This is a genomic window from Rhizobium sp. CG4 (assembly GCF_023701965.1).
GTDB lineage: Bacteria > Pseudomonadota > Alphaproteobacteria > Rhizobiales > Rhizobiaceae > Agrobacterium.
This window is the reverse complement of record NZ_JABAEG010000001.1, coordinates 455,113-466,965: the sequence shown is the minus strand read 5'-3', so window position 1 is coordinate 466,965 and position 11,853 is coordinate 455,113. Positions and strand designations below refer to the sequence as shown.

Genomic DNA, 11,853 nt, shown 5'->3' with positions numbered 1-11,853 from the left:
TTATGGGACCGAATTCTGTGTTGCCTCAGGTGTTGAAGCGGAAGTGAATCACGTCGCCGTCGTTGACGACATATTCCTTGCCTTCGTCACGGCCCTTGCCAGCTTCCTTGGCGCCGACTTCGCCCTTGAATGCGACATAGTCGTCATAAGCAATGGTGAAGGCGCGGATAAAGCCACGTTCGAAATCCGTGTGAATGACGCCCGCTGCCTGTGGAGCCTTGGTGCCACGAACGATTGTCCAGGCGCGGCATTCCTTCGGACCAACGGTGAAGTAGGTGATCAGGTCGAGCAGGTGGTAACCGGCGCGGATCAGGCGGTCGAGGCCGGCTTCTTCAAGACCAAGTGCCGAGAGGAATTCGTTGGCTTCTTCTTCTGGAAGCTGTGCGACTTCGGATTCGATTGCGGCGGAAATGATGACGCATTCTGCGCCCTGTGCCTTTGCCATTTCGGCAACTGCCTTGGTGTGCTCGTTGCCGTCAACCGCGTCGGATTCAGCGACGTTGCAGACGTAGAGAACCGGATGCGAGGTCAGCAGGTTGAGGCTCTTCAACACTTCGATTTCATCAGCGGCAAGTGTCTTGAGCAGCAGACGGGCAGGCTTGCCGTCGGTCAAAAGCTTGATGACAGCTTCCATGACCGGCAGCTGCGCCAGCGAATCCTTGTCCTTCAGCGTGGCGCGTTTGCGTGTCTGCTCAACGCGGCGCTCAAGGCTTTCAAGGTCAGCCAGCATGAGTTCGGTTTCAATCGTGTCGGCATCGCCAACCGGATTGATACGGCCTTCAACGTGGGTGATGTCGTCGTCTTCGAAACAACGCAGAACATGCACCACAGCATCCACTTCGCGGATGTTGGCCAGGAACTTGTTGCCAAGGCCTTCGCCCTTCGAGGCGCCACGCACCAGACCGGCAATGTCTACGAAAGAGATACGGGTGGGGATGATTTCCTTGGAGCCGGCAATATCAGCCAGTACCTTCATGCGTGCATCCGGTACAGCAACTTCACCGGTGTTCGGCTCGATGGTGCAGAAAGGATAGTTGGCTGCCTGAGCGGCGGCTGTTTTTGTCAGAGCATTGAAGAGGGTGGACTTACCGACATTTGGCAATCCAACAATACCGCATTTAAAGCCCATGGCTTGAACCTGTCTCTTTAAGAATTCCGTTGTCAGCCTTTTGCTGAAACGACAGCGCAAGGTCAAGCCTTGTTGCCGCAAACAGGTGAAAGGGCGCTGAATTAGGTTGCGTTAGCAGAGGTTGAGCATCACTGCCGCACCATATGTCGGCAAGTTAGTCTTTCTTGCCGCCGAACATCTTTTTCAGCATTTCCGCCATCGGGCCGGTTTCCGGCAGCTTCATCGGTTGGGCGTGGTTGCGCGCCTGACGAATGTGCGATTTGGCGGCAGGCTTTGCCGGTTTAACTTGTTTCTCTGGTTCTGCCTTGGCTCCGGTTGCCAAGGCCAGCTTGTTCATCAACTGCGAATCTTCGCCTTTGACCAGCATGCTGGCATTGTCGGCAATGGCTTCGATGAGGGGCTCGAGCCAAACCTTGTCAGTCTTGGCAAAATCCCCCAGCACGTGACCATGCACACGGTCCTTGTCGCCGGGATGACCAATGCCAAGCCGCAGGCGTCGGTAATCCTTGCCGCAATGGGCATCAAGTGACTTCAGGCCGTTGTGGCCGCCATGGCCGCCCGCAGTTTTGATGCGCACGCGACCGGCCGGCAGATCGAGTTCATCATGAATGGCGATGATGTTGGATGCGCCAAGCTTGTAAAAGCGCATGGCTTCGCCAACTGCTTCGCCCGACAGGTTCATATAGGTCAGCGGCTTCATCAGCAGGACTTTTTCGCCGGCAATTTCACCTTCGGAAATTTCCGATTTGAATTTTCTGGACCAGGGCGAAAAGGACGGCAGGCGCTGTAATGCGTCGACAGCCATGAAGCCGATATTGTGCCGGTTTCCAGCATATTGGCTGCCGGGGTTACCAAGGCCAGCGATGATAATCATTGTCGTCTCATATTCCGATGATCACAGGCGACATTTGTGGCCTGAGAAATTAACGCGCTGCGCAACGTCTTAGGGCGTATGCGCAGGAAGATGAAGATCGTTATGAATAATCAGGCCATATTTTTCAAATATCTTGCGCTGCGTCCCATCGGCGATCAGATCATCCAGCCGTTTTTGCATGCGGGCGATGATACTATCAGGTACGGATTTGTTACAGGCTACGCCGAGGATCTGGTCAGACAGCGTGAACACTTTTTCGAAATTTGTCGTGCCCTTGGCGATTTTGATGAATGTGCTTTCCGACATGGGCATCATGTCGATGCGTCCGGCAAACAGCTTGTTGAGCGTTAGATTGAAATCGGCGCTCAGTTCGATATTGGGAAAACCGATCTGGCGAAGAACGGTTTCGGTGTAATCGTTGCGTTGCGTACCGATGGTGTATCCGAAACTGTCAGTGATTTTTCCGATACGGATTTTTTTGGCTTTTAGGGCAATCAACACATTACGGTCGGTGTGTAGAGGCACGACCCATTTAAACTTGTGCTCACGTTCTGCGGTTCTGGCCGTGGCGAACACGCAGTGCATGGACTGGGTTTCCGCAAGGGCCAAGGCCCGCGCCCATGGCATGACCGTAACCTTGTAATCCAGTTTTTCCTTTTCCATCATGATTTCCAGCTGTTCCATATATACGCCTCTGGCGTTGCCACTGGCGTCGGTAAAGCTGTAAGGCGGATAGTCTTCGGTGGAAAAGGTGAGGGTATGTGCGTGGGCGTACGTGGAAGAGACGATTAAAAACAAACTGACAAGGATATGTTTCATACCGTTTCCCCCATGCTGATTTTCAGGCCTCAGCACCAATTGCTGGCTTCATAAACGCGTTCTGCGCTGCGAACATCGGCATCAACTGGGCAATTGGCTGCGGTTTGGCAAACAGGTAACCCTGTCCGCAATCCACGCCGATTTCCATCAATAACTCCTGCTGTTCCAGTGTCTCAATGCCCTCGGCGATGACAGAACAGCTCATCTTGTGTGAGATTGCACTGATGCCCTCGATCAGCATGTGGCTCTTCTGGCTGATGTCGGACACCGGATCCATGATCGACTTGGTAAACGACTGGTCGATCTTGACGATGTCTACCGGGAAGCGGTTCAGGTAGCTTAGCGACGAATAACCGGTTCCAAAGTCGTCGAGCGCAATACGGCAGCCGAAGTCGTGGATGGTGTTGAGAATGGTTCTGATCTGCGGGTCGTCATTCATTAACACGGCCTCGGTGATTTCAATCACCAGACGGCTGGCCTGAATATTGTAACGGTAGAGAAGGCCGGCAATCCGCGTCGGCAAGCCGGGCTCAAACTGCTGGGCCGAGAAGTTCACCGCGACATAACAATTCGACAGATGCGGAAGCGCGGAAATCTCTGCCAGATTGGCAAGCGAGTGCTCCAGGATCAGGTTGCCAATACGATTTATGGTGCCGGTTTCCTCTGCCACATTGATGATATTGGCGGGAGGAAGAATGCCCTTTGTCGGGTGGTTGAGGCGCATCAACGCTTCAAAGCCGATGGTCTCGCCGCTTTCCAGCCGGACGATTGGCTGCAGATAGGCATCGAACCAGTCATTGGCGATTGCCTGTTCGATATCACTTTCCGTCTCGGCGCGTTCGCGTGCCTTGTCGGTGATGGAAGGGTCAAACATCTGTGCGCCGTTTTTGCCGCCACGCTTGCGCGTATACATCGCCATGTCCGAGTTTTGCAGCAGCTCTGCCGCATTCGAGGCATGGGTTGGATATAGCGCAAGGCCGATGCTGGCGCTAAGGCGCACGATATTGCCGTGGGTGACAAATGGCTGATTGAAGATGTCACTGATCTTTTCACAGAACACTGTCGCACGTTGTTCGGTGTTGTCGCCGGCCAGCAGGATGGCAAACTCGTCGCCACCAAGACGCGAAGCACTGTCGCTGCCTTCCAGCAGCGGCTTGATGCGGTCCACAAACTCCTGCAGCACCTCGTCGCCAGCGGCGTGGCCCAGACTGTCATTAATGGTCTTGAAGCGATCAAGGTCGATGAACAGGCAGGCGAGTTCCGTCCGATTTTCATCGGCTTCGCGGATTTTTTCATCGAGCATGGCTTCAAAGCCCTGGCGATTGAGAAGGCCGGTAAGGTGGTCGGAAATAGCCTGATGTTTGTTGCGCTTTTCTGATTGGCGCAGTTCGGTCACATCGGTCATAACGCTGAGCGATGCCGTGTGACGGCCAGCCTCAATGGAGCTGAGTGCCTTTTCCTGAATGAGCACGTCCATCGTTTTTCCATCCGCACATTTGAAGCGGATGGTAATGTCGGAGGCGCTCTCAGTGCTTGAACCGGAGAATTTGCGCAGGATGAAGGTCTTGCGGTCCTCATCGGCAACAAGATCGGAAAAATGCGTGCCGATGATGTTTTCACGGTCGTAACCGGTTCTCTGGCTCCAGTAGTCACTGACTGCCGAGATACGGTCTGCCTTGTCGAGTGAAAATAGCATGGCGGGCGTCAGATTGTAGATTTCCGTCGTCCGTTTATGCGCCTTCTTGATCTCGCGCTCTTCCCGCTCAAGCTGGATCTGCATTTCGTTGAAGCTTTTTGCAAGCCGGCCCATTTCATCGCTGGACCGCCAGTCGACGTGGTGACGGGAGCCAAGCTGGCGTGTTGCCTCAATGGCCGCCGTCAGCCGCAACAACGGTTTTATGATCATCAAACGGTTGCCAACGATTGCGGTGACAAAGACCGTGAAGATGGCAAGAATGAAGATCGAGATGAAGGCGACTTCGATGCGGCTGAGCGACGAGAAGATGTTAATCGACGCGTAATAGATCGTGACGCTGCCAACCGTCTCCATGCCGTTCAGCGTTTTATAGCTAATGGTGCGGGTAACGGTCTGTGGCTCTTCGGGAACCCCGGTGCCTGCTGTCTGCACCAGATCAAGTTGTCCCGACGTGTCCTTGACGCGTACCATGCGGATAACAGGATCGGAGACCAGTGTTCCGGTGATCTGGTTGATGGTGTCGTCATCCATGTCCCATAATGGACGGCTGAGCGCCTGGGAATTGGCGGCCAGCAGGATTTCAATATGATCACGCTGGTTTTTTATCGCTTCCTGATAGGAAAGGGCGAGCAGTAAAGTAAAAAGCGGCGCGACGACAGCGAGCAACGCTCCCGATACAATCGCGATAAAACGACTTTCTACCGAATGGGTCATGTCAATATATCCAGCCCCCGCAACCCCTTGTAAAACCAGCGTCCCCCACGCCGATCGTTCGTAAGATATAAATAGTCACCAAGCATATGCTTAAAAAAGTCTTTCCATCCTCAAGCAATCGCTATGGTGGTCAATTAGTATCTCCAAATATTCAATCATAATTCCACATAATCATTAAATGATGCTGAAATAACTATATTAAAGGTTGATTGAACGCGCTCTGATTGTTTGTTTTTTTATGAGCAATATTGGCGTGTATTAGTATTGGGCGCATACGAAAACACCCTGCCTTCGAGTGAAAGCAGGGTGTTCAATCTGTCAGAAACAGATGCGGCCGATTATTCTTCGGATGCAGCTTCTTCTTCAGCAATGCCAGCAGCAGGAGCAACGATCGTTGCAATCGTGAAGTCACGATCAGCAATAACCGTAGTTGCGCCCTTTGGAAGCTTCACAGCAGAGATGTGCAGGCTGTCGCCAACCTTGGCGCCAGCGAGGTCAACCGTGAGGAATTCCGGAATGTCGTTGGCAGGAACGTGCAGTTCAACTTCGTGACGAACGATGTTGAGAACAGCGCCGGTCTTGATCGCGGACTTGTCTTCGTTGATGAAGTGAACCGGAACCTGAACGTTGACGGCAGTGTTGCCAGAAACGCGCAGGAAGTCGACATGCATGGTGAAGTCGCGGACCGGATCAAGCTGGTAAACCTTAGGGAGAACCTTGATCTTCTTGCCATCGACGTCGATGGTTGCAATCGTCGTCATGAAGCCGCCAGCGTGAATACGCTTGGTTACTTCGTTGGTCGAGAGCGCGATAGAAATTGGGGCCTGCTTGTCACCATAGATGACAGCTGGGATCAAACCGTTGCGGCGAAGTTCACGGGAGGACCCCTTACCGACCCGTTCGCGCGCCTCGGCCTTGAGCTCGTAAGTTTCCTTGCTCATGGCTATTCCTTTCGAGGTTGTATGGAGAGTTTCAGTCCACCATTGCAGTCTGAAACTGGAAACATCATAAATGTTTCATCCGCGTTGCCTCCAAGGGTGTCTACACGGACAGCGCGCCTATAGTACAAAGCATGGGGAAACGCAAGCGAAGTGCGGGTTTATTGCGGATTGCCACATATGTTCGCACAGTACAGATGACGTTTGTGTTATAAGATGTATTTTAGCGTTGAAACATAGTTTCCCTGCATGCACCATTCAAAAAAGCTTTGGGAGGAGCGGACAATGCAAAATGCCACAGCTCACGCAGACAGGGTTTATGAAAGTGCGCGCCAGCGTTCTGCGGCGGCAAGTTCACCCATCGTCGCCTCCTGGCGCCGGTGCATGACCATGCACCGGTTAGCGCCGGAAGAAGCCCATAAACCACTGTTCCTTATGGATTCGGAATTTCAGCAAGCGCGTCTGACCTCTGCCGATCTGTTGGTGGAAAGCGCTGACGAGCTCGATCGGATCTTCCAGGCGGTCGGCAAGGCGGGCTGCTGCCTGATGTTAACAGATGCTAAGGGCGTTGCCCTAGAGCGGCGCGGTGCAGCCGGTGACGACAAGGAGTTTCGTGAACTGGGCCTGTGGTCCGGTGCGATCTGGAGCGAAGCCAGTGTTGGCACCAACGGTATAGGTACTGCGCTGGCCGATGAGCGTGCGGTTGTCGTTTACCGCGACCAGCATTTCTTCACGTCAAATATCGGCCTTTCCTGCACAACGGCGCCCATTCGCGACCATATGGGGCATATTGCCGGTGCCCTTGATATCTCGACCTGCCGGGATGACGTCAATGAACTGACGGTGTCCATTCTGACGCAGACCGTTCGCGACGCCGCGCAGCGTATCGAGGGTAATCTTTTTCGCCGTGCATTCCCGGAAGCGAGAATCATCATGGTGCCAAATGCCGGTTCGGCGGCGCTTTCACTGATTGCCGTCGATCATGACGACATCATTCTCGGTGCCACTCGTGCGGCACGGCAAATCTTGCGGCTTGATGATGCGCTGATTGCGCAGGGTGTTCCAGCTGTTGATGCTTTGCAGGAACAACGCGGCGATATGCGGTCAGATTTGCTGGAGGCGGAGAGGGCGGCTGTGCGCCGTGTTCTGTCGCGCGCCAATGGTAATGTGTCTCATGCAGCCAATCTGCTTGGTATCAGCCGCGCCACCTTGCATCGCAAGCTGAAGAAGCTTGAAATTCACTGAGGCATTCGTCTTGCACAGGCGCTAGTTTTTGGTTGTCTGGTGTTGGGCGGGAGGTCGCTGTTTGTATCTTTCTAAGGCTCGTGTGTTTGTGAGCCGTTGAATAACTTTGGCCAGCACCGGCTTTGTTTGCCGGGTTCAAACCGGTTTGAATGGCATGAATGCCGTCGCTGCCAACCATTCGATTTCCGAACACATTTGGTACAATCCAGCATCTGCTATTGTAGCAGATATGAAACAGTGTGCGGTGCCATACGCCGCCTGCACCCTATCGTGCTATGATTTTCAGGCCCATTCTCTCCGCATCGGTTTGTGAGAACCGCTTTCATCAGGGAGGATGAACTCAATGAATATTCAGATTCAAAAGATCGCCGACAGCCCGTTTAAAGCAAAATACGGCAACTACGTCGGTGGAAAATGGGTTGAACCCCAATCCGGAAAATACATGGACAATCTCTCGCCCGTCACAGGGCAGAAGATTTGCGAGGTTGCCCGCTCGAATGCTGCGGATATTGAAGTGGCACTTGATGCGGCCCATAAGGCGCGTGCCGCCTGGGGCCGGACAAGTGTTGCCGAGCGTTCCAACATTCTGCTGAAAATTGCACAGCGCATTGAAGACAATCTCGACAAGATTGCTCGCGCTGAAACTTGGGACAACGGCAAGCCGCTTCGTGAAACGATGAATGCCGATATTCCACTGACCATCGACCATTTCCGCTATTTTGCGGGCTGCATTCGGGCGCAGGAAGGCTCAATCGGCCAGATCGACAATGACACGGTTGCCTATCATTTCCATGAGCCACTTGGCGTGGTTGGCCAGATCATTCCATGGAACTTCCCTATCCTGATGGCGGCATGGAAACTTGCTCCGGCATTGGCCGCAGGTAACTGCGTGGTGCTCAAGCCAGCAGAGCAGACACCAGCTTCTATTCTGGTGGTGATGGAGCTCATCGAAGATCTGCTGCCACCGGGTGTGATCAACATCGTCAATGGCCTGGGTACGGAAGCTGGCAAGCCGCTGGCCCAAAGCAATCGCATCGCCAAAATCGCATTTACCGGTTCCACCTCGGTGGGCAAGGAAATCATGCGTTATGCGGCTGACAACGTCACCAACATCACACTCGAACTGGGTGGCAAGTCACCAAATATCTTCTTCGCCGATGTGATGAATGAAGACGATGCGTTCCTCGACAAGGCGCTGGAAGGTTTTGCGTTCTTCGCGCTCAATCAGGGCGAAGTCTGCACATGCCCATCCCGCGCTCTGGTGCATGAATCAATCTATGACCGCTTCATGGAAAAAGCCGTCAAACGCGTTGAGGCCATCAGCCAGAACGACCCGCTTGACCCATCGACGATGATCGGTGCGCAGGCGTCTCAGGAGCAGTTCGACAAGATCATGAGTTATCTCGAGATCGGCCGTAAGGAAGGCGCCAAGGTGCTGACCGGTGGTGACAAGAAGTCTCTGCCTGGCAACCTCAAGGATGGCTATTACATTCAGCCAACGATCTTTGAAGGCAACAACAAGATGCGGGTGTTCCAGGAAGAAATCTTCGGACCGGTCGTATCGGTGACCACCTTCAAGACTGTGGAAGAGGCAATCGAGATTGCCAATGACACAGTCTATGGTCTGGGTGCCGGTGTGTGGAGCCGTGATACCAATCTCGCATACCGCGCTGGCCGTGGCATCGAGGCTGGCCGCGTCTGGACCAATTGCTACCATGCCTATCCGGCAGGTGCGGCATTTGGTGGCTACAAGCAATCCGGTATCGGTCGTGAAACCCACAAGATGATGCTCGACCACTATCAGCAGACCAAGAACCTTCTGGTCTCCTACAGCCCGAACAAGCTTGGGTTCTTCTAAGACCCGAAGACCAGAAGCACGTTGCGTCGCCTTAAGGTTACGCAACCTGCAGAATATCCTCCCCGGAAGCCGGTGGTGTCCCTGCCGGCGTGCTGCCGGAGATTGCGGTCTCCGGCAGCCCGGTCCAGAAGACGTTTCGCCCTTTGCAAGGCGCGATCTGGAATGAGGGCAAAAATGACGCCTGAAACAAAAAGGCCGGAGTGGAAGCTCCGGCCTTTCTCATTCTTGATCTTTGTTATTGCTTACGCAGCGTAGCGGTTTTCCGCCTGTATCTGGCGACGCACCGAGAACTGGCTGATCTGGGCGTTGAGGCTGTCTGCCTCACTGGCCAGAGCAAAGGCGGCGGCAGTGGTTTCCTCGACCATTGCCGCGTTCTGTTGGGTGACCTGGTCCAGCGAGTTGACCGATGCATTGATCTCACCAAGACGCAGCGACTGGTCACGTGATGCGGTGGCAATGGCGCCAATATGATCGTTGACGGAGCGAATGCGGCCCTGAATGTGCTCCAGGCTTTCACCGGTTTTCAGAACCAGCGCTACACCACCTTCAACGTCCTGCGCGGAGGCTGCAATTAATTGCGAGATATCGCGTGCTGCAGCCGCTGATTTCTGCGCCAGTTCACGCACTTCTTGGGCAACGACCGCAAAGCCCTTGCCCGCTTCACCGGCGCGCGCGGCCTCCACACCGGCATTGAGGGCCAGAAGGTTGGTCTGGAAAGCGATCTGGTCGATCACATCAATGATCTGACGGATCTTAGACGACGAGGATTCGATGCGTTCCATCGCGACGATGGCTTCACGGACCACCTCGGTCGACTTCTGCGCGCCATCCATCGTTTCTGCGGTTGCCTGAACGGCAATGTTGCAACGGCTCAGCGCGTCATTGACGGTCTGGGTCATATCACCCAGTGCAGCAGCGGCTTCTTCCAGGGCTGCTGCCTGACGTTCTGTTCTGTGCGACAAGTCCTGTGAAGCGCTTTTCAACTCGCCGGAACCTGCGTGAATGGTGTTTGCGCTGCTGCCGATATTGGCAATGGTCGCTTCCAGCCCTGCAACCGAGTTGTTGAAGTCAACACGCAGGTGGTCGAGAGACGGAACGAACGGGCGGTCGATACGCAGATCGAGTTTGCCGTTGGAGAGGTTTGCAAGACCGGTGGCCAGAGCCGACACCGCGTCTTCCAATTCCTTGGCGCTGCGTGCCTTTTCCGTTTCGCGCTGCTGGCGCTCTTCATCCAGCTCTTCGCTCTTGCGCGCGGAATCTTCTTCCATGCGTTCTTTTTCGATCAGGCCCTGGCGGAAAGATTCCAGTGCTTTGGCCATGACGCCGATTTCATCGCCACGGGAAACCGCTTTGATGTCAATGGACTTGTCGCCTTCGTTCAGGCGGTTCATCAGCTTTGCCAGTTCCGTTAGCGGCTTGGTCAGGCCCGAGGACACTAGAATGCCGATCAGGGTCATGATGCCGAGCACGGCAAGCGTGGCAATGAACGCTGAGAAGGCGAGGTTGTTGGCAGATGCCAGTACCTTGCTTTCAGCCTGGCCGGTGGCAAGCAGATGCTTCTCACCAAAAATCGTAACCGGAGCGTATGCAAAGAAGGTGCGGTTGCTGCCGCTGTCGGCAAAAACTGAACCGGTCTGGCCACTTGCGGCGGCGGCGATTAGTTCCTGTGGCACCGGCGCGTTTGCACCACCGGAGACAACGCCGGAGCGGAAGGCGCCCTTTTCATTCAGCAGGAATGCATCGTCAATCGATGTGCCGATGCCCTCTGGCGTGACGACAGAGGCAACGCGGTCTGCCGATACGCGGATGATGATGACGCCTTTGCGCAGCACCTGGCCCCAGGACGAAATGGCAAGTGGCATCCCGATGTAAGTGGAGGCCTCTGCACCTGTGCCGTTGAATGTGCCTCTGTGGACAACACCGTCCTGTCCGGCAGCGATACGGTCATGCAATTCCTTAATCGCTTCATTCCCTGGTTCGGAAATATTGGTCAGAAAGTTGCTTTCCTTGGCGACGGAGTAGATGATGAGGCCATTCTTGTCGACGACGTAGATGTCGCTGACACGGGCATTGCGCCAGTTGCTGGCAATTGTTCCGTTGATGGTGGCGTGCTGAATGCCGTAGAGCAGCTTCAGCTTTTCACCATCGAATGCGACGCGCTGTTCGACAGGAATATCGGTGCGGCGGAAGGATTTGATGACTTCATCACGCTCGGTGGCGATGATGTTGGTCATTGTTTCTGTTGCCTGGGCAAGGGCACTGTTCTGTGCAATCTCGGCCAGGGTCTGCTCCACGCGGTCTGTGTAGGCCGAAAGCTGCTTTGCCTGATTTTGCTCAACGGTTTCAAGGCGCAATTTGCTTGCGTCAATCAGACCGGCCTTGCCTGTTTGATAGGACAACAGGCCGACAGAAAGGCATGAAACCAGCGTTGCTCCCGTTACCAAAGCCGCAAATTTTGTCTTGATAGACAAGGAACTGCGCTTGGCAACCTCCCGCGATGTGCCAACAGGCATGAACTTACCCCCTCCAGTGAGAACACGATTGGGGAAAGTCTTCGCAGCAATTGCTTTCGAGGGCGTT

At 54.3% G+C, this 11,853-nt stretch carries 8 protein-coding genes; 2 read left to right on the top strand and 6 right to left on the bottom strand.

Annotated features, from left to right (window positions below; translation table 11 throughout):
- Positions 1-25: 25 nt before the first annotated feature.
- From ychF to HGO37_RS02250, 5 genes are all read right to left on the bottom strand, one after another.
- Positions 26-1,129: a redox-regulated ATPase YchF gene (gene ychF, locus HGO37_RS02270; protein WP_192488417.1), complete on the bottom strand. Its 1,104-nt coding sequence runs from the start codon at positions 1,127-1,129 to the stop codon at positions 26-28.
- Positions 1,130-1,283: 154 nt separating this feature from the next.
- Positions 1,284-2,003 (bottom strand): aminoacyl-tRNA hydrolase, encoded by a 720-nt coding sequence (gene pth / locus HGO37_RS02265; protein ID WP_250981952.1) that lies wholly within the window; start codon positions 2,001-2,003, stop codon positions 1,284-1,286.
- Between the two features lie 69 nt (positions 2,004-2,072).
- Entirely contained in the window at positions 2,073-2,822 is a 750-nt protein-coding gene (locus HGO37_RS02260; RefSeq protein WP_250981951.1) for a substrate-binding periplasmic protein, read from the bottom strand.
- Between the two features lie 22 nt (positions 2,823-2,844).
- Entirely contained in the window at positions 2,845-5,232 is a 2,388-nt protein-coding gene (locus tag HGO37_RS02255) for an EAL domain-containing protein (protein WP_250981950.1), read from the bottom strand.
- A 338-nt stretch (positions 5,233-5,570) separates the two neighbouring features.
- Positions 5,571-6,173, bottom strand: coding sequence for a 50S ribosomal protein L25/general stress protein Ctc (locus HGO37_RS02250; protein ID WP_192488420.1), 603 nt, complete (start codon positions 6,171-6,173; stop codon positions 5,571-5,573).
- 282 nt (positions 6,174-6,455) lie between these two features.
- Between HGO37_RS02250 and HGO37_RS02245 the strand changes: the two genes are divergently transcribed.
- Together HGO37_RS02245 and adh are read left to right on the top strand one after the other, a co-directional pair.
- Positions 6,456-7,415: a helix-turn-helix domain-containing protein gene (locus HGO37_RS02245; RefSeq protein WP_192488421.1), complete on the top strand. Its 960-nt coding sequence runs from the start codon at positions 6,456-6,458 to the stop codon at positions 7,413-7,415.
- 343 nt (positions 7,416-7,758) lie between these two features.
- On the top strand, positions 7,759-9,273 hold the full coding sequence (gene adh / locus HGO37_RS02240; protein WP_250981949.1) for an aldehyde dehydrogenase: 1,515 nt from the start codon (positions 7,759-7,761) through the stop codon (positions 9,271-9,273).
- Positions 9,274-9,515: 242 nt separating this feature from the next.
- Here adh and HGO37_RS02235 read toward each other — a convergent pair whose 3' ends face one another.
- A complete protein-coding gene (locus tag HGO37_RS02235) occupies positions 9,516-11,786 on the bottom strand; it encodes a methyl-accepting chemotaxis protein (RefSeq protein ID WP_250981948.1) in 2,271 nt (756 codons plus the stop codon).
- Positions 11,787-11,853: the final 67 nt, after the last annotated feature.

What these genes read in the sequence shown, in the direction of transcription:
- HGO37_RS02250 (WP_192488420.1), bottom strand. Translation starts at nt 6,173, where the DNA reads ATGAGCAAGGAAACTTACGAGCTCAAGGCCGAGGCGCGCGAACGGGTC.
- HGO37_RS02235 (WP_250981948.1), bottom strand. Translation starts at nt 11,786, where the DNA reads ATGCCTGTTGGCACATCGCGGGAGGTTGCCAAGCGCAGTTCCTTGTCT.
- HGO37_RS02260 (WP_250981951.1), bottom strand. Translation starts at nt 2,822, where the DNA reads ATGAAACATATCCTTGTCAGTTTGTTTTTAATCGTCTCTTCCACGTAC.
- adh (WP_250981949.1), top strand. Translation starts at nt 7,759, where the DNA reads ATGAATATTCAGATTCAAAAGATCGCCGACAGCCCGTTTAAAGCAAAA.
- pth (WP_250981952.1), bottom strand. Translation starts at nt 2,003, where the DNA reads ATGATTATCATCGCTGGCCTTGGTAACCCCGGCAGCCAATATGCTGGA.
- ychF (WP_192488417.1), bottom strand. Translation starts at nt 1,129, where the DNA reads ATGGGCTTTAAATGCGGTATTGTTGGATTGCCAAATGTCGGTAAGTCC.
- HGO37_RS02245 (WP_192488421.1), top strand. Translation starts at nt 6,456, where the DNA reads ATGCAAAATGCCACAGCTCACGCAGACAGGGTTTATGAAAGTGCGCGC.
- HGO37_RS02255 (WP_250981950.1), bottom strand. Translation starts at nt 5,232, where the DNA reads ATGACCCATTCGGTAGAAAGTCGTTTTATCGCGATTGTATCGGGAGCG.